This is a genomic window from Spirosoma validum (assembly GCF_014699035.1).
Taxonomy (GTDB): domain Bacteria; phylum Bacteroidota; class Bacteroidia; order Cytophagales; family Spirosomataceae; genus Spirosoma; species Spirosoma validum.
This window is the reverse complement of the sequence record NZ_JACXAA010000018.1, coordinates 52686-72449: the sequence shown is the minus strand read 5'-3', so window position 1 is coordinate 72449 and position 19764 is coordinate 52686. Positions and strand designations below refer to the sequence as shown.

Genomic DNA, 19764 nt, shown 5'->3' with positions numbered 1-19764 from the left:
AAGTAGTTCAAGGCAATAACGCCGTCGCTACGTATGCCAAAGCCGATGAGCAGGCTGGGTATTCGCAAGTACGTACTTCCCAATCTCAACTAACGTAGCGTCAGGAGCGGGCTGTCGTAAATACAGCGTAAGGTCACGGTGAATACGTTCAAAAGGGTTAGGACGTAGCAAACCTCGTGCCCCTACACAACGCTCGGCGAGCGGCATCACTCGTAAGCAGATTTCTTCAATGGCGGTTCGGGCCATATTCGTGTAGGCAATAATCTTTGTCCAATCAACGCCTTCAGATAACCATTGATCCAGGTTTTCTCCAGCCGTACGAAGCCATTGATTTCCTGATTCAATTAAGTAAGCCATTTCGGCCAGGCGTGTTTGCTGAAGAAGATCATCCGTTCGGTTCATGCCCGAAAGAAACTGGCGGGTTGCCTCATACATAGCTTCGGCTCCGCCAAGCTGTACAGCCGCAAATCGGATGGCTCCTCCGCTAAAATAAGGCTGTTTGTAATAGGCACCGGGTTGTCCCAGCAGATCGTCTTCCGTCAGATTAATACCGGAGAAATCGAGTTTGAAACTTGCCGATGCGCGCATGCCAAGTGGTTGCCAGAACCGCTCATCCTGACTGATGGAGGAAACTCGTTCCGTTGGCACAACAGCCATCTGCCAGCCTTGTCTTTGTGTTCCGTTCGAGTCTGTAGCGTTTATTTCACCCGTAATCAAGGGCCTATGAATCCAGCCCGCTCCTGAACAGAACGTTTTTGCACCACTCAATTGATACGTAGTGTTATTGTCCGGTCCGCTAGTCAAGTCGATGTGAACACCATCATTCGCTTGAGTGTTCCAAACGCTGAACAAGCAATTATGATCCGTTACATCAGCGTACCAATTGGCTCGTTGAACAGGAGATGCATGCAGATGAATCAGATAAAGCGCATTGATGTGTCCCTCATAAACGCGGCCAACCGCTAAATTCCCCGAACCGATACGTTTCAGTAGATATAGAAGCTGAGCTGTTCTCCCTTTTGTAAAATCCAGTTCCTCACCGGGCAACGTAATGGTTAGCAGACCGGCTTCTGCTAACCACTTAAAAGCATCTTCTGGGAAGGCGCCTTCGACATCCGTTTCTGTCGCGGCCTGGGCAATCCGATCAATCAGTTTATCGAATTGATCGGAGTTAATAAATGAAAAAGTAGAAAAAACTGCTTCCGAATCAGGGCGAATGGATGTCATACGTATATAATTCTGTAAAACATCCGATTGTTTCGCCCGTCGATTTAGTAGCGTTTCTTAATTCGATCTACCTGCCTGGACGCCCGTTGAAAACTATCAAAATGCTGTATTTACTGACGTTGTGCTAATCACTCCAACGAACCGGAACGGGCAGAGCTAAGTTGCAAACGACCTTCTATTAACTCGTGCATAGCTGACCAGGTACGTTCCCAGGAATGGCTAATTAAAAAGGCGTCAATTGCTGCCCAATCCAACGAATCATGGCTAACCAAGGCATCTGCAATCGCCTGCTCAAACGCATCGACCGAGTCGGCAATCCAAACCGGATCATATCGTCCATAACTCGTTACTACGTCCTGAATGGGTGTCGAAACAACCGGCAGTCCGGCTGAAAGATACTCGGGCGTTTTGGTAGGGCTAATAAAGCGGGTCGATTCATTCAGGGCAAAAGGCAGCATGGCCGCTTGCCAATTGCTAAAATAGGCCGGTAGATCGTTGTAAGACTTGAGTCCTACGTAGTGCAGATTGTCGCCTTTCGGTAATGTAGCCGGGTCAATCTTGACTACAGGACCTACCAAAATAAATTGCCATTCAGGTCGACGGGCGGCAATGGTTCGTAAAAGCTCTACATCAAATCGCTCATCGATAACCCCAGCAAACCCAACACGTGGAGTTGCTAAAGACTGTTGATCCTGAGGATCGTTTATACCCAGGCGAGCTTGAGCAAAATGCTGATAATCAATACTGCTTGGGAAAGCATATACAGCTGGATGAAGAGCTCGTTTGGCTTCAAACAAACTGTAACCACCCGTGAAAATCAGGTCTGCCCGTTGCATCAACTGACGCTCGCGATTACGTAATTGTGGTGGTGCTCCGCGAAAAGCCGACAACTCGTCCATGCAGTCATAAACTGTCAGGCGCGCTTGCAGATGTTCAGTAAATGCCAACGACATGGGCGTATAATACCACGCTACGTAATCAGTGATTTGGTTTTGGGCGAGTAACTCATTGACCCAATCCCGCTGTTGTGCTACTACCTTTTCTTCACTGGTTCCGTGCTGTATGTGTGGCACAACTACGTTCAACTGGTTGTCAATCTGACGAATTTCCAGCCAGTTACGGTCCCCCCAGATAGGCTCTTCCCAAAACCAGGTTCGCCACTGCTTACTGGATCGACTAAGTAGATGCTGAGGACGCTGATAAACAAAATTCCAGCGTAAGTGCGAAAAACAAACCAGATCGGTAACCTTACCAGACGTTCCATCGAGGGAGGAAACTCGATTTAATAATGAAGAGTTAGTTGGCTCACTCGAGGGGAAGATTTTTTTAGATTCGGGTTGATGTTGAAGCATTTTCTAGTAGTTGAGTAAAGTGATTTTTGTTGGTACTGCACAAGCGTGATGCATCCTCCTCAGCAAATTAGGTTGTATTAACTCTTCCATATGTATGTATTCAAAAAGTAAAGGTTATTAAGTTACTTTACGTGTATGATTTATGTTCAAAATGTGAGGAAACGGAGCTACCTCTATTATAAACGGTTAGTGTAGTAAAAGGTTAAGGCTTTAAGTTATGAAACAATCTCGTTTGTCTTGAGGCTGATTCGAACGGATTTTACGAAATATTCATAAAAAAAGGTCTGGCTTAATAAATTAGCCAGACCGCAAAAAAATAGTTAAATAATTAGTTATTATTATGCAAAAAGAATCGCCTTGTTTAACATCAAAATAACAAAAAACATGTGGGGGTTTCTTACTATTTTAAAGTCTGTGTTGTTGATTATAGAACTCCTGAATTTTTTCCCGGCTCCGCTTAAGCCGCATTTTAACGGCACTAGTCTTAATATGGTATAAATCCGAAATCTGCTCAATACTTAGTCCTTCTTCATACTTTAACCGCAGCAACGCCTGCTCCTTTGAACTAAGGTTGGCAATTGCTTGCCGAACCAGTTGAAGATTTTCCTCTTCCAATTGGGCGTCTTTCGATTCTCCTATTCGATCCTCCAGCCCATTATCGATTGAGGTAGTATTTAGGCGTTTGGCTAATCGCAACTGGTCCGCACAGTAGTTGTAGGCAATGGTGTTTAACCAGGTTGAGAAACTCGAACGTTGCTGAAAATCCTCGAGTTTATCAAAAGCTTTAATAAAGATATCGTGGGTAAAATCCTGTGCTTTCTCGGAGTCCTTAGTCATAGATAAGCATCGCTGATAAACTTTGGAAACGTATCGTTTATACAGTGCCTCGAAGCATTGGTTAGGGTCCTGAGAAAGGTGTTGACGAATCACCTCTTCGTCTGTCAGCGTTTTTTTCACTATTATTAGTTATGGCTAAGTAAGGATAAATTAGTTCATTAAAGAGCATTTATAAGTTTGTTGTTTAAAAATAATGTATCTACATTGTTTATTTAGATATAAATTTACTAAGTGGTAGTACTTCATTTTACAAATAAAATTATATTGTAATAAATAAATATTAAACTAGATAATACCAATAAATGAATAACAACGTCTGCTACTGAAAATCAGATAGGGTAACGCATGAAAATATAATATTTTTATGTTAGCAAGATCATAAGAAAGAATATAAATTCTTTCGAGGTAAGCTCATTAGTTTGTTTCGAAAGCGCACTTATTAGAAAAGTAAATGCCTACAATAATCATTTAGCGTTTACTTAGCCGATTTCGCAAAACGCTAATTACCTGTCTTGTTTCATCCACTCGATCTTTGAGCCCTTTTTTGTAGTACCATGCTCGGAATTCAGGACTGTCGCGGTGAGTTTCTAACTCTTGCTCTAACTCCTGAAGGTATTTTTCGCTTTGGTTTAAGTAACTATCGACGGTTTCGGAATTATGAAAACCTCCTCCGTCGATGGTCACATAGATAGGAGTTGTATGGGCTGCTTGTGTAGAGTCGCCATAGCATCGGGCTGCGATCCACATCCCCTGCTCAACGGATTTAAGCTCTAGTGTTGCAGCCAGATGATTTGACGATTGACCAGGGTCATACTTCGTTATGCGCTTAAGTACGCGGCCATGCGCAATAATCTCAATAGCTTGTAAAGGGACCTGGGTTGGGTGACCATACGCTTGTGCTGTGATGGTAAGGGTTTCTCCTTTTTTTACGTTGAGATGATCGCCTGGAATGGCATTATTTACCCGAAAATCCAGGATTGGGCCACTACTTACAAAGGTATGCCCAGCAGCTACACTTGCTTGCCAGGATGCCTGATTAAAAGGTTTGTTGAGATACGTATAAAACCGGGCATTGCCAATTTGGGCAGAGTGTTCAGGAGGGCCATGGTCGTGATCGTGTCCGCACCAGGGAAAATCAGAACCCGCCGTTGCTGTTAGTTGAAAGCCCAGGTCCAGCATGTGATAATAGTGTTCAGTACGTAGCGGCTGTGGTGATACACAATACTGCAGTATTTCCAGAACATCAACCTTACCCCGTAACCCATCGAGCGTGAGGCCTCGATAGCCATGAAACGATTCTGCCTGGTGGGCATAGCCAGTAAGTCCACCGCGTTTGTGTAGCTCGTCAAATACTTTGTCATAGTAGTAATAATCTCGACCAAATCGCATGGAGAACGTAGCACCAAAGCCCAGCGCATGGCCAATTTCGGGCGTACGAGGGTCTTCCTGACCTGCTGTTAATAAATAATTGCCTTGTCTATAAATTCCTTTTTCTCCAAAAGCATATTGCGGGTAGTACGTTTCCCAGAAATCGCCCATTTTTAACAACACGCCGACGTTAATATCTTCTGCCTGAATCCAGTTGAGTAACGGCTGATTTTCTCGTGGCGACCGTCGAATATGAATATGGCTATCTGCTGAATACCAATTTCGGGCGACCATGTTGATCCAGCGTTTCATTCGGTACTGTTGTCTGCTTGTCTGCCCTGGTCGAATTCGTAAACTGTGCGTCTGGCTTATGTATTCGTTGCCTTTCGATAGAACAAACTGGTAGACGCCCGGCGGTAACGTAATGCGAAACGAGCCCGAAACGTAAAATGAGCTATCTGGTTGAAATGCATACCCATCAGCATGATCCCACAGCCCGTATGAAACGGCCACTACTTCATTGGGTAAGGTCTTCACGGGCTTTCCCGCTAGTGTAATCCGTACACGTACAGGTGTCGGCTTACCTGTAACGTCGTCCTGTATGCCGACGTATATACTACCCGTGCGTTGCGCGTATGCTTTAGAAGGTACTTCCAGAAAAAAAATGAGTACATTTAATAAGAGGATACGCAGAATGTTATTCATTAGCTATAACATAACTTTTAACTAGTACTCAATACCTTTGAGGTTGACTATTTATGGCCTGAATAGTAGAATTTGACGCGTTTTAGTGAGCCGATATGCGTAGAAAGGCCGTAAAAGAAGACTAAAGAATAAATTTATTTTACTTGCTACTGTTACTTTTCTCCTTTTTGCGCGTCCAGAGTATGCTGATCGGCTAAGTTGTTGATAGTAGACTGAGGAGAATATACTCATCGAAGTTGAGAGCAACAAAAACGAGAAGATCAGTCAACTCTAATTCCACTGCTACTGAAGGTTAATACTATGAAAGATAGAATAAATAGCGTCGTATTTCACAATCAGCCCGTTAATATGGCTGCCTCGTCGCCTAATTTATCGACTTTAGCCAATGAACAAAGCTTTGATCAGGCTGCTGAATTGCTGAAAACATTGGCACATCCGCTTCGCATTCGGATTATCTTATTATTAACCAAAAAGCGATCGATGAACGTTTCTAGCCTGCAACGCCGGTTGAAAGTTGATCAAACGATTCTGTCTTATCAGCTAATCAGAATGCGTGACCGGGGACTTCTGGACAGTACTCGCCAGGGGAAAGAAATTTATTATTCTTTGGTGGATTCAGCGTTGAGCGAAATTATGAAGCTAGCCTTGTATAGAGGTGTTCTTAAAGAAGTTAACTAAGTTTTTATAGTTGGTAAAATGCCTATGTATTTAGTCAATTTTTGATTCGGCGTTTTACTTATATTGCGCAACCAGCATATCAAAATCATTTACTTTAGGGACAATACATTGTACCCAACCGTTGGCTTGAGTAAACGTTACACTTGTTCCTGATCGCATTAATTTGAGTATCCTAACTGGTTTGGTTGGCTTAAAGCGTACCGTCGTGTTCAGAATTGGAACGGGTTCACGAAGTGAAGCGCCAATTTGCCCAGTATGATTGATCATCCCAATCCATTCAAACGTTCCGTTTCGATTCGCCATGTGCGTCATTTCGATTAAAGGCGATGCGTCGGTCGTTACGTTGCCAGTCGTTTGAAGAATAGTTTGCAAGGCTGCCGTAAATAAGGTACGATGTCCATGATGGGCTTTAAATTCATATTGAGCCCCCAATCTCCAGGGAATGAACACGGTCTTCCCTTTTCCGTAAACGTTGCTAATCAGACCAGGTGCGTCGGTAATGTCGGTATCTGTGAAGTACGATTTTTCGGGCGGACCAAATCGAACGCTGGGGACTAATTTAAGAGCGCGCTGCGCCGAACCGCTGGGTTTGCATTTCATGAAGTCGGAATACAGCATGAGCAGGTCAAGATCTTTAAATATACTTGTGCCCAGCATTTTTTTATCAGTAGCGGATAGCTGCAGATACGTTGATTTAGTCTGCGCAAATAACTCGTAGTTAGGCAGTACACCCAACGATTTCAGCCGAATGGCATTCATAGGTTTTCCCGTTTCGTCGTTCGTAGAGCTGAATCCTGTTACCAGTAACTTACCGCCTTTTTGTACGTAGTCGTCAAGTTGAGCCGTTAATTGATCCGACATGTTTGCTACGTCACCCACAATCACAGTAGTGTAATCCTGCAACGGGCGTGGAGCAGATTTGCCACCAATCGTCGATGGCTCAATGATATCGTACATGACATGCTCTTCGGAGAGCAATTTGATCATACCTCGGTATTCCTTCTCGGAGCCTTTGATCAAGCCGACTTGGCTAACTGATCTGAGGTTCGTAAAAAGCGGTTCATTCTTTTTATGAAAGCCATACAAGTCGTTTAAAATTGGCATAAACACGCGGTCATCCTGATTAACCAGCGTACCAATGACATTGAAATCGAGCGGGGCTCCGTTGAGCATGTTTCCCAGCAGCCAGACCCGCCCAATATTAGGCGAGGTGGCTATGTGCCGGAACGGAATGGCCAGAAAATAAATGAAAACGTTGCTGGGCGTTTTGTCTTTGTAAGACCCTAATACGCGTTTCACATGATCAGTACCGGAGTAATTCCATTCATAATCATTCGTTAGCCAGGAACTCGATTCATCGCGAATCATATCGACACCAGCGTCAGCATATGTATTGATAATCAGCCTGGGATTCAACTTTTTAACGTAATCGCCGATTTTATAAAAAAGCTCGTCAGCAGTGGTTTTTTTGAACGTATTGTAGCGTCGGAAGACAGGATCGTTCATATCGGCTTTCACGGGTAATGTCATACTCGTTTCGTCATGAAAGCGTTTTTTGCAGTTGTTACATTGGCAGATACCGTAATACGTCCCGTTGTAATCCGACGTTGTGTACCCGATCATGTTAAAGAAGATGCCGTCGAGGGGATATTTTGTAATCACTTCTTTAAGGATCTCAAACCCGTATTCCTGCTGGTAGCCGCCATTGGGGCACGTATGAACCTGACCGTTGACATGTACATGCTTCCCGTTCGTGCCCACGTATAACCACTCTGGTTTTTTATCGGCATAGACTTCGTTGATCTTACTGAAATCGAAACGGCCAATTACTTTAATGCCTTTCGCGTGAAGTTTAGTTACCAAATCACCCACTAAATCACCTTTCATGAATTGATTCCGGAAGTGATAATCAAGCGTTGTCGGGTAGTTGGCGACAATACCGCCCACGTTCAGCATGACTACGTTGGCGGAAGCATCAACCATCGACTGTACGTAAGCATCCGTGTTCATCAGCGCATCCGTTTCGCGCAGATTGGTTTGAATGAGTCGGATTGGCGTTCGGTTCCACCAGGTTCCGTCATAGCTACCCGGATCAAGTTTCGTCGGTACTACGGGCGTTATTTTTTGACTTAGACGTTGCCCAATTACGTTTCCGTTGGCCAGCAGTAACGTAGCAAAGACAACAAAACAATAACTGATTTTCATGAAATAGGACTGCATGGGCGGACCGGTTTCTAAACGCACGAACAATTGCCGAATAGAGCGTTGGTAGGTAAGTTAACGCACCTGGTTAATCGACTACATTGATTGGATTCCCCTCAAGGAAGGCCGTTAAATTTCTGACTGTAATCGCCATAAGCCGGGTTCGGGCCTCTTTCGTTGCCCAGGCAATATGCGGAGTAATGAGGCAGTTTTTTGCTTGAAAGAGCGGGTTATCGGTTGATGGTGGTTCAGCGGATAAAACGTCAATGCCGGCCCCGGCAATCACATCGTTGTTTAACGCATCGGCTAAGTCCTGATCCACAACGATCGGTCCACGGGACGTATTGAGTAAGAACGCTGACGGTTTCATACGCGCCAGATTCGCCTGATTGATGAGCCCCTTGGTTTCAGGTACTAATGGTGTATGAATACTCACTACGTCAGACTGCTCGAGTAATTCAGGAATATCGGCCCAGCGAAAGTTTTTCCGGTGTGATTGATCTGTACGGTGTCGTTTCGAGCCGATGATATTCATACCGAAAGCCGTCGCTATGTCACCTACTTTTTCACCAATACTGCCGAACCCAATAATACCGATTGTTTTTCCGGCTAATTCGACCAACGGATAATCCCAATAGCACCAGTCTACAGAACTGGCCCATTTTCCGGCTTTCACGGTGTCGCTATGATGCTTAACGTGTTGAGTGAGTTCGAGAAGAAGCGCAAAAGTCATCTGAACGACCGATGCTGTACCATAGCCCGGTACATTGCACACAATCACCCCCTTTTTCTTCGCTACGTCTGTATTGACAATGTTGTACCCTGTGGCCAGTACGCCGATAAATTTCAGCTTAGGCAATTTTTCCAGAATGTCTTCGCCTAGCGGAGTTTTATTAGTGAAAACGATTTCAGCGTCCTGCGCTCGCTCCACGACTTTATCGGTTGGGGTACGGTCATAAACTGTTAGGTCGCCTAGTTTCTCTAAATCTTCCCAGGATAAATCACCCGGGTTAAGCGTATAACCATCTAATACTACAATCTTCATAAGTCGAATTTTCCCGCACTAATGAACGTCAGCCTCACTTTCGAGCCTCGCAAGATAATTGTCTTGCAACACGATCTTATGGTTTCCAGAGCGGGGTTTATTTAGGGAAAGAATGGAAATCAGTTAACTAAATTAGGCGTTTGCTGCTTTTTTCGGGTTGTCATCAAAATAGCCGACGCGATAACCGCTAATAAAACAGCCAGAACAATTAGATACGTGTACCCTTTGGTTAGATCGGGCAGGACAGTGGCTTTTTTGCTACCCAGCATTTCATAGACTGGAATCAGCCATTTAACGACATATGCCTGCGCCAGAACAATGAGGCAGATAAGGCTCAGCATAATGAAGCTATGCTTCACTGTAAAACGGAATAACTCAGATTCTTTGCCTACCAGGTTCCCCGCTGCTGCTGCCACGGCAATGGATTGTGGCGAAATCATTTTACCGACCACACCACCGGATATGTTAGCGGCCACTGTCACCACCGGATCAACGCCGATGGATTGCGCCGTAGCGTACTGCAGTTTACTGAACAAGGCGTTAGCAGACGTATCGGAGCCGGTGATAAAGACTCCCAGCCAGCCCAATACGGGCGCGAAAAATGGGAATAAAGCGCCCGTATTGGCCAATACGTCGGCCATTGTGAGTGTCATGCCCGAATCGTTCAGAACATAGGCAAACCCCAGCACCGCAGCAATCGTCAGAATCGGAAATCGGAGTTGGGTTAACGTAGCGCCAAACACACCAGCGCCCTCACGATACGTTAGCCCAACCAACGGAATGGCAACAAGCGCGGCAATTAAAATGGCTGTGCCGGCGGCTGATAAATAATTGAACTTGAATAATTTAGGAAGTAAGGTTCCGTCTTCGCCCTGGATAGCATTGTGGAGCCCCGGAAACTCGAACTGAACCATGCCGGCTGAATTGAGCGCGTCTTTGATGGGTTGTATGCCCCAGGCAATCACCATAATGGTCAGCACAATAAAAGGCGTCCACGCTCTGACCAGCTCACTATTGGTATAGCTAATGTCAGTATTGATCGTAGCGGCTGGTTCGTTGGCAAAGCGCCAGACGCTTTTGGGTTTCCAGAAGCGCAAAAAGGTCATCAGGCAAATAATCGAGCCTAATCCCGCAATAACGTCGGGTAGGGCAGGCCCCAGGAAATTGGAGGAGAAATATTGAAGGAAAGCGAACGTAATCCCCGATACTAAAACCGCGGGCCAAATTTCCTGCGCTTTTTTCACCCCGGCAATAATGCTAACCAGATAAAAAGGCAACACGATTGACAGAAGCGGGAGGGTTCGGCCTACCATTTGCGAAATCGGCAATTCTGGAATCCCCGATACCTGCGAAGCCACCGTAATGGGAATGCCGATCGAGCCAAAAGCAACCGGCGCGGTATTGGCGATCAGGCAAATACCCGATGCGTAAAGCGGATTGAACCCCAGACCAACCAACATAGCTGCCGTAATGGCAACCGGAGCCCCAAAGCCAGCCGTGCCTTCCAGAAATGAGCCGAACGAAAAAGCAATCAACAGCGCCTGTAGTCGTCGGTCAGACGTAATAGACGCCATGAAATGTTTAATGATCTCAAACTGGCCACTTTTCACCGTAACGTTGAATAGAAATACGGCCATAACGACCAGCCAGCAAATAGGGAATAAGCCGTACAGTGCTCCGTGCGCAGCCGATAAAAGCGCCAGTTTTATGGGCATACCATACACAGAAACGGCGATAAGCATCGCAATGGCTGTAGCGATCAGGCTGGCCTGGTAGCCTTTCATTTTTCGGATGATCAGCGCCCAGAAAATAAACAGAATGGGAATTGCCGCCACCAGGACAGATAAAGCGATATTGTTAAACGGGTCAATAACTTGTTTCCAAACCATGAGTTATTCGCAGTTAGTGAGTTAGGAATCAGGCAAATTAGTATCGGGTTACGCTAAATCCAGCGCGACAATCTCATGATCGAGAATTTTGGGCACAGTCAGCGTCACTTTTCCGCCTTTAAGTTCGAATTTGGGCTTTTGCTCACTCATCAGTAGCTTAACTCCCGTCACCTTGGCGCCAGCCGGAACCTGAACCGAAACCTGCGCTTCGACAGGAATCAGCTCCCGAAATGGCCCTTTCATCATCATGGGATTGGTCAGATTAACTAAATGAACCGTCATTGACTTATCCTGCCGCCACACATTGACATCGATCACGCCTGGTCCATTTACAGAAGCGATTGGTTCTTCGTCAAGCGCCCATTGAACGACATTAGTAAGCAATTGGCCATGATCGACATTCAGGAGTTGCCAGAACGACCGATCCAGATCGCCGGGAATGTAGGCAACGCGTCCTTTGCCGACCTGTCGCAGGTATATCTCCCGCGTATCTGTCTGAGCTACGCGTGGGTAAACGTCCTCCATCGGTAAATCAGGATAGGTCGGAATGAGCGTAACCGGACTAGGGAACGTAGTGGTTGGCTTTACGGCCACTTTATAAATCGAGTTGATGATCCGGGGCGTATCGTCGAGCCCTTTCAGAATCAGTTGCGTCTGGCTGTCCTTCGCATTTTGATTCATGTGCAGATAGCTATTCCGCATCGGGCCTTCTACTTTCTGATCGTACGTAACACCAAATAAGCTGGCCAGGCCAAAGTTCGGTCGCTGATTGCCTTCTTCGTCATAAAGTGAGGTTTCAAACGTAGCGATCACACTCCCGCCAGCATCGACAAACGCTTGTATCTGCTTGCACTGCGCATCAGAAAGAGCGGCAATATTGGGCAGAATTAGCAGCTTAAACCGCTTGAGATCATCGGGCGTGAGCAGGCGATCGTTAACCATATCGAACGGAATCCGGCTCTCGACGAGGTTATGATAAAACCCATCTACATGGTCTCCACTTTTTTGCTGCCACGCTTTGCCTCCATAATTACGGTCGGTTTGTTCGGAATAAACAACGCCAACGCGGGCCATCGGTGCCGTGTTACGAAGGTATTTTTCGTTCTTGTGATAGCCTTCGTAGAGCCTGGCAACGGCTTCCATCCAACGCTTGTCGTAAATATCACCCCCGAATTTAACGAAGCAGGGCCGCATGCCGTTGGCCGTTCCTTCAGCTACCCAGATTCGAATCTCTGCATCGCTTTGCACCGAATCTTTCCAGCGGAATTCTTCTTCGATCCCGACGCTGAAAATTCCAATCAGGGGTTTCATACCTAGGGTAGAACGTAGCTCTTTGGCACCCTTCCCATTGGCCCAGGGCGGAGTTAGGCCGCGCCGGGCCTGCTGGTCGGCAAAGAAGAGGTCGGCTTCTTTCCCCGTCAATACTTTATCCGGGAAACCGTTGGGAATAAACCGGGATGTCGGTTGCTGTTGACGAATGCCTGAATCCCATAAGGCCCAGACTTCCCGCAGTCGCTTCATTTTCCAGTCGGCCCATTTGCGATACGTTGGGTCAAGCTTATCGGCTTTCTGAGGTAATTCAAGTCCTGAAGCCGCTTTGAAATTGCGCTGGCAATGTTCGCAGTAGCAAATGTCATGACCGTGCCATCGGTTTGAAAAAATGCCTTCCGGTTTGAATCTCTCCATGATCTCCTTATTCACCTGAGGCATGAATTCAAAGTTGTAGGGACCTAAGGCGCAGGTGACCCACAAATCCGGGTTAGCCCAGTGACGGCGTTTTTGCCCATCAGCCGTTACCGCAATCCAGTCCGGGTGGGCGTCATAAACATCCTGTCGGGCGGCATGGGGGTCGGTACGTAGCATGATCTTCATGCCCTGTTTTTTGCACCCATCAACCAGATAGCCTAACGTATCGGAATTGCCCATGAATTCGCTGCGGTGATGGAGTGGAATCTTGGTTGGGTAGAACGCCACGATACCACCAGCGCTGAGCAGAGCGCCATCCGCATGAATCCGCTTAAAATAATTGAGCCAGAAATCCGGATCGTAGTGGCCAGGGTCGCGTTCTACAAAGGCGAGTTGTGCCCATCGCATCGGCCCATCGAGCCAGAACGTATCGGCGGGTGCTACGTTCGAAGTAAGAGTCGGCGAGTTAGCGAATAGAGAAGCTCCTGAAAGCGCGTACGTACTTCCAATAAGGCCGCTGGTTTTGATAAAATCTCTACGTTCCATAAGTACAAATGAGCGCTTAGGCTCATGGTAGGGGATTAGGATAAGGGTCTTCGGTACTGATTCTAGTTGTCTGATGCTATGAGCAACAGAGTTAATCCGTATTATTTTTCTGGGCTAACTGAATATCGCGCTCAACCTGTGGCAGGTATTTCGTCCAGGAGAAATAGCGGGCGTCCATGGAGGCTTTATCTTTTACCCGATAACCCTCAATGTAAGGCACTTCCTGGTAATGACTGGCGGTAATCTCGCTTACTTTGCGCCAGTGCGTCAGGCATTTCGTCAGCAACGCAACGGCTTGTTGCTGCTGCGCTTTATTCTGCGAAAGGCGATACGTATGCAGCGCTACTCCAGCCCGAAGCTTATCCGCAAAATACTGGCTCAAATAGGCCCAGGCTTCCAGGTCAGCTAACTCACAGATCAACGTAGGAGAGGAACCAGGACGCAGTTGTTCTACTCGCGTTAAAACAGTTTTGCTGTCCGTTTCCAGTTGATCGGCAAGTAGTATCGGACTGATCTTACCATTAGGGATAGCTTTCGTTTCCTGATTCCAGTTGACGTAGTCTTTGATGGACATGTAGTCGGGAGCCAGCGTCTGATGATCGATTAATTCATTGATCGAAATGAAGGCCGATACGTTATCCTGAAAACCTTTGCTGGCCGTAAATGGCGCCAGAAAGCCCTCCGAGTAAAGCGTATAATCCCAGGTAGAGCCGTAAAATGATGCCAGACGTAAGGGCATCTGACTGGCAGCGGCAGTCGCTTCGAGTAGTAATTTACCAGATTTGAGACCGTAGCGGTTTGCGAAACTGGCCTCAAATACGGCATCCGGTGTCTTTGGATCAAAAAGCAAGCGCCCCCAGAGTTGATAAAACAGCCATTGTTTCTCAAAGGCATAAGTCCAGGTGCGATGCGCGTTGTCCAGGTGAGAATAGTCTTTCGCCGGTATATAGCCCTCTGAGCCAACAAAATAACCATTGACGTAAGGTGCGGTATTTTGCGCAATGTGCCGACGAATAAAATCTGGCTGACCCCAGCGAAGAATGAAAAAGTCCTCGTTCCGAATCATCCACTGAACCCGGTAATTCCTAGGCAAGGGATTCCAATAGCCATCGTCACGCTGACCAGAATGCGAATCGTGGGTGAGGGCCAATACCGGTGTCGAATGACCATGCGACCAGTTGAATTTGATTTCGACCAGCGTCGTATCCGGTAGGTTAGCGTTATCGATTACGCGTCGCATTTCTCCTGGATCGGCGGAGAGAACAGAACGGTGCAGAAACTTAACGGGTCGATTGGCCGCTTTGATTCCAGCTACAATTGTCTCTTCGAGCCAGTCTTCCCGATCTTTCGGTGTCATATCAGGCAGCGTTGAACCGTCAGTTTTGAAGTTGCTCATCCAGTCGGCCAACGTAATGCCAATACCTGCCAATTCGGGATATTCGTTAATGACCTGCGTAACAACTTCGCGCGTATAGCGCTTAACAACCGCCGACGTATCGTTTCGCTCCTGAACACCGTAGTGCTTCGCAAATTCGGGCGATACGGCAATGTTCCAGTTTACAATGTATGGCTCAATCCCGCGCTCTTTTGCCATCCGGAATAAGTCCGTCCAGAAGTGTTTCCAGTCGGCCATTTCCTTATCTGAAAAGTTGTTTGCTTCGGGGAAGTTAGTCGGCTTTACCATGAACGAGAACGGATGCACATTCCAGAGCGATAGCACATTGAAGCGATTCTCTGCCATTTGATCCAGCATCCGCTGCCAGTACGTTAAGTCCCGACAAACCTCGTTGTGTACCTCCATCGCTGGCCCGGTTCGATAGGATGACCATGGTAAGTTCACCTTCAAAGCCCGGACTGTAAAATGTGGATTAACCGTTTTTGGTGGTAGTTTCTTCCAGGGCTTGCCCATCTGAATCTGCTCCGCTGCATCCATAGCGCCATACATCGCCCCCGTAGCATTAATAGCGGTAATCAGAAGTCTGTCAGTCTGGTAACTGATCCGATAGCCTTCTTCCCGGAGCGATGGTTCGCTTTTCATCGGCAGGATACGTAACGTAATAGCGTCACTGGAGCTGCCTGAGCTAATCGGCATGATCTTCACTGACTGCCCAGCTTTTTGAAGCGCTTTTTCCAGATGGCTTACCCCAAAACGTATTGGTTTGTTGGTGGTATCGAAGGCAACGACAATAGGCTGCTTCTTTTCCCCCTTCGTTTGTGCAAAGACAGATCGGGGAAAAGAAATCAAAAGGAACAGCCAGAAAAACGTGTATTGTCGTTGCATAACGAATTCGTGTTGCTGAGTGTAGCCAGAGACTATATTCAGCAACTCACCAAATCAACTGACTATCAAAGACTGCGCGCTTTCAACTGCTCGACGGCATGGTTTGCTGCGCGAGCTGTAAGGGCCATATATGTCAATGATGGATTGACATTTGAGGCCGAAGTCATGCCTGATCCATCCGTTACGAATACGTTCTTACAGGCGTGCACCTGATTAAACTTGTTCAGGACCGACGTCTTAGGATCTTTTCCCATACGAGCCGTTCCCATCTCGTGAATACCCAGGCCCATGTGCGCAACGGGATTATCGTAAGCCACTACGTTCTTAAAGCCAGCGGCTTCCAGCATTTCGGCGCCGTCATTCATGATGTCTTTTCGCATGGCTAGTTCGTTTTCGCCAAAATCAGCGTCGAACACAACCTGTGGCAGACCCCATTTGTCTTTCTGGTCGTCGCTGAGGTAGAAGCGGTTGTCCGGATTGGGTAGGACTTCGCCAAAGCCGCTGAGATTAATTTTCCAGGGGCCAGGCTGGGTCATTTTCTGTTTGAAATCGCCACCAAAGCCCGTTTCTGTTGCCCCCCGCGACCAGTCAGCGCGAGTAGCGCCACCCTGGTAGCCAAAGCCCCGGAGGTAGTTCCGCTTATCATTTCCCCAGTTGCGGAATCGCGGAATGTATAAACTTCCGGGACGCGCCCCGAAGAAGTAATCATTTTCAAACCCGTCGATGTCTGCTCTTGCGCCAATCGCCAGGTGATGGTCCATTAAATTACGGCCCAATTGATCACTGTCGTTTCCGAGACCATTGGGGAAACGAGCCGATTTCGAGTTCATCAGAATCGATGTAGAGCCGACGGTGCCTGCATTCAGGAAAATCACTTTGGCGTAGAACTCCCGCACCTCCATTGTGTTCTGATCAATGACTCGTACCCCTTTCGCTTTCTGCGTTTTATCGTCCAGCAGAATTTCTTTCACAATGGCATTGTGCACAATCATCAGCCGGTTCGTGTTTCGAGCAGCGGGCAACGTAGCAGCTAACGAACTGAAATAACCCCCATACGGACATCCGCGCGAACACCGGTTCCGGAATTGACAATCCGTTCGACCCACGGCCAGATGTTGCGGTTGCGCTTTGGTCAGGTGGGCGACCCGCCCAATCGTGATGGGTCGATTCAGCTTCTGCGCCACGGATTTTTTCAAATGAAGTTCAGGGGCAGTCATCGCCATACCGGGTAGGAAATGACTATCCGGCAGAACCGCTAATTTCTCAGGCGTGCCGCTGACACCCACAAACTTTTCGACGTAGGAATACCACGGAACCAGATCTTCATAGCGAATCGGCCAGTCGATACCGATACCCTGTTTGGCATTGGCCAGGAAATCTTCCTGGTTCCAGCGATACGTATGCTTACCCCACAGCAACGATTTCCCACCCGTATGGTACGCCCGAATCCAGTTGAACGGGCGCTTCTGGACGTACGGATGTTCTTTGTCGTTGGTGTAGAGATGCTGTGAACCTTCTTTGGCCGAAAAATACATCGTTGCGTAATGTTCTTCGGCCGCTACGTTGGAGATTTTACCCCGGTGTTCAAACTCCCAGGGATCTTTCATCGCTGTTTTGTAATCTTCGACGTGCTTGAGTTCGTAGCCCCGTTCGATCATCAGTACTTTTAAACCTTTTTCGGTGAGTTCTTTGGCGGCCCAGCCTCCCGTCATGCCTGATCCCACCACAATAGCGTCGTAGGTCTGGGCTTTTTCTGATTTTATATTGAGATTCATATCAATTAATGAGTGAACGAGCGATTGATTTTCGCTCTATGCCTGATTGCCGTACATAAAATCTTTCTGCCCCGGCTTAATTTTAATAGCTTCGAATCGTCCCGGAATGGGCTGGTAATCAAACGACGCTTTAACCCCGACTTCCGAGGTGAAATAGCCCAGCAGGGTCAGTTCTTTGGTGATGAGCCAGAACGTTGGACTAGTGCTCTTCTGCGCTTCGGTTTCAATCTGCTTCAGCGTTGTCGTTTGCTGATCGGGCGGAAGGTTCAGGAATCCTTTCCGTTCCAGGTCAACAACGCCGGCCAAAAACGTATCCTGCGCTGGTTTTTTGTAGCAGTCGCGAAGCATCACCTCCATAAAATCCGGCACACCGGCATCCAGCGCACCGGGGGTATCGGTTTTGGGGATGATGAGTTCGGTCACTCGTGCCACAATGGCCTGTTGGGTTTCGGTCAGAAACGACCCTGCCTGAGGCTGTAGTTTACCTTTCGTTGCCAGTTCCTCCCATCGGCTCATCGCCTGTAAGGTAGGTGCCGAAAAGGTTCCGCCCAGTATCCAGGCGACTCGTGTTACTGCTTCCCGTCTGTTCATTCGTTTAGTGAGTACGTATAGTTGTTCTTTTTTTGGCAATTCATTACGTGGCTTTACGTAAAAGGCTCCCGAATCGGTTTAATACCCTGGATTCTGCTTGATTTTGTCCTGATTAATGTCAATCTGGCTTTGTGGGATCGGAAACACCAGATTATTGTCTGTCAACGTATTGACCAGACGGATCTGATCTTTTTTGCTGTTGATAACCGTAACGGCCCGCCCGGTACGTACCAGATCATACCATCGATGCCCTTCAAAGGCTAGTTCGACTCGCCGTTCCTGCTCCATCGCCAGCCGAAATGACTGCTGATCGGGAATATCGACTGAGGTTTTTGGTTTCAGACTCGCCCGCGTCCGAATTTGATTCAGGTACGTAAAGGCTTCGCCCGTTGGCTGATAACCTGCTTCGTTCACGCATTCTGCATACATCAATAAGACATCTGCGTAACGAATGATCGGGATATTGTTGCCGTTATCGTTATTGACGACGGGAGTATCGAAATACTTTTTAACGTAGTTACCCGGAACAAACTGTCCGCTCGTGCTTACATAAGACGTAGCCAGGGAAAGGTCTTTGCGAACGTCTCCCACTTCGAAAGCTCGTACCAGATCGTCCGTCGGTTGATTGTTGCCTCCACCACTGAAGTTAATGACTGCATTGCCAGAATTCTGAGGGGCGAATGAGTTAGGCCAGTTATTGCCTTCGCCCGCTCCCCCCGATTTATACTGTACATCGAATACCGATTCTTTATGGTTTTTATTGCTCACTTTAAAGACATCGGCATAGCTGGGTAAAAGGGCATATACATTCAGATTAATCACTTCTTTTAGTTTGGCAGCTGCCTGTGAATAGTTCTTCTGAGTCAGGTATACTTTACCCAGTAGCGCTTTAGCCGCCCCTTTCGTAGCTCTGCCGATATCGGCGCCCGTATACGTAGCAGGTAAATCAGCTTCGGCTTCGGTGAGATCTTTCTCGATTAGAGCGTATACTTCGGTTTTGGGGTTGCGTGTGTATGCATAGCCTTCGTCGGGGTCATTGATGGTTTTCGTAACCAGTGGAACATCGCCGAACGTACGAACCAGGTTGAAATAGACCAGTCCCCGCAAAAACTTAACTTCAGCAGTGTATCGTTTCTTAAGGGTTGCATCCATTGTGATTCCGCCAACTTTATCCAAAATGTTGTTAAAGCGGGCAATGGCGCTGTAACTATCATTCCAGCGCCCGGAAATGTAGGGGTTCGTGGTACGGATGTAAAATCGGTCGAACTCATCCTGATCCGTTACCGAGCCCGACGCTACGGGTACAGTATTGTCAGAAGCAATCTCAGCAAAAACGTAACTGAATCCTGCAATACCATCGGCCTGCAAGGCTGCGTAGCTACCATTTACAGCGTTTCGGATATCGTCGGCTGTTTTATAGAAGTTATCAGAGGTTGGAGATGATATAGGTTTTAGGTCCAGATAACTCTGGCTACACGCGCTGAGCAAGTGCAGGAGCAACAAGGTAATAAGGGTATTGTATGTCTTCATCTTTCGACGGTTAAGACTAATCTAATCAATATTTGTCTGTTAATCAACGACT

The 19764-nt window shown here is 47.2% G+C and carries 13 protein-coding genes; 1 reads left to right on the top strand and 12 read right to left on the bottom strand.

Features of this window, described 5'->3' with window-relative positions; genetic code table 11:
- Positions 1-27: 27 nt before the first annotated feature.
- The 4 genes from IC230_RS30300 to IC230_RS30285 form a co-directional block, all read right to left on the bottom strand.
- The gene (locus tag IC230_RS30300; protein ID WP_191042829.1) at positions 28-1227 is read right to left on the bottom strand and encodes an acyl-CoA dehydrogenase family protein; all 1200 of its coding nucleotides are present in this window, start codon (positions 1225-1227) and stop codon (positions 28-30) included.
- A 128-nt stretch (positions 1228-1355) separates the two neighbouring features.
- Positions 1356-2579, bottom strand: a complete 1224-nt coding sequence (locus IC230_RS30295; protein ID WP_191042828.1) for a glycosyltransferase — start codon at positions 2577-2579, stop codon at positions 1356-1358.
- 405 nt (positions 2580-2984) lie between these two features.
- On the bottom strand, positions 2985-3509 hold the full coding sequence (locus IC230_RS30290; RefSeq protein WP_317171871.1) for an RNA polymerase sigma factor: 525 nt from the start codon (positions 3507-3509) through the stop codon (positions 2985-2987).
- A gap of 375 nt (positions 3510-3884) precedes the next feature.
- Positions 3885-5489 carry a CehA/McbA family metallohydrolase gene (locus tag IC230_RS30285; RefSeq protein WP_191042826.1) on the bottom strand — a complete coding sequence of 535 codons (1605 nt, stop codon included), beginning with the start codon at positions 5487-5489 and terminating at the stop codon, positions 3885-3887.
- Between the two features lie 300 nt (positions 5490-5789).
- Between IC230_RS30285 and IC230_RS30280 the strand changes: the two genes are divergently transcribed.
- Positions 5790-6167: an ArsR/SmtB family transcription factor gene (locus tag IC230_RS30280; RefSeq protein WP_191042825.1), complete on the top strand. Its 378-nt coding sequence runs from the start codon at positions 5790-5792 to the stop codon at positions 6165-6167.
- A 54-nt stretch (positions 6168-6221) separates the two neighbouring features.
- On the opposite strand, the gene IC230_RS30275 is transcribed toward IC230_RS30280, so the two are convergent.
- The 8 genes from IC230_RS30275 to IC230_RS30240 all read right to left on the bottom strand — a co-directional run bounded on the left by IC230_RS30275 (position 6222) and on the right by IC230_RS30240 (position 19712).
- Positions 6222-8387, bottom strand: coding sequence for a hypothetical protein (locus IC230_RS30275; RefSeq protein WP_191042824.1), 2166 nt, complete (start codon positions 8385-8387; stop codon positions 6222-6224).
- 70 nt (positions 8388-8457) lie between these two features.
- On the bottom strand, positions 8458-9414 hold the full coding sequence (locus IC230_RS30270; protein WP_191042823.1) for a D-2-hydroxyacid dehydrogenase: 957 nt from the start codon (positions 9412-9414) through the stop codon (positions 8458-8460).
- A gap of 119 nt (positions 9415-9533) precedes the next feature.
- Positions 9534-11303, bottom strand: coding sequence for an L-lactate permease (locus tag IC230_RS30265; protein ID WP_191042822.1), 1770 nt, complete (start codon positions 11301-11303; stop codon positions 9534-9536).
- Between the two features lie 48 nt (positions 11304-11351).
- Positions 11352-13535, bottom strand: a complete 2184-nt coding sequence (locus IC230_RS30260) for an alpha-amylase family protein (RefSeq protein WP_191042821.1) — start codon at positions 13533-13535, stop codon at positions 11352-11354.
- A gap of 91 nt (positions 13536-13626) precedes the next feature.
- A complete protein-coding gene (locus IC230_RS30255; protein ID WP_191042820.1) occupies positions 13627-15816 on the bottom strand; it encodes a hypothetical protein in 2190 nt (729 codons plus the stop codon).
- Positions 15817-15881: 65 nt separating this feature from the next.
- A complete protein-coding gene (locus tag IC230_RS30250) occupies positions 15882-17591 on the bottom strand; it encodes a GMC oxidoreductase (protein ID WP_191042819.1) in 1710 nt (569 codons plus the stop codon).
- Positions 17592-17627: 36 nt separating this feature from the next.
- The gene (locus IC230_RS30245; protein WP_191042818.1) at positions 17628-18182 is read right to left on the bottom strand and encodes a gluconate 2-dehydrogenase subunit 3 family protein; all 555 of its coding nucleotides are present in this window, start codon (positions 18180-18182) and stop codon (positions 17628-17630) included.
- A gap of 78 nt (positions 18183-18260) precedes the next feature.
- A complete protein-coding gene (locus tag IC230_RS30240; protein ID WP_191042817.1) occupies positions 18261-19712 on the bottom strand; it encodes a RagB/SusD family nutrient uptake outer membrane protein in 1452 nt (483 codons plus the stop codon).
- Positions 19713-19764: the final 52 nt, after the last annotated feature.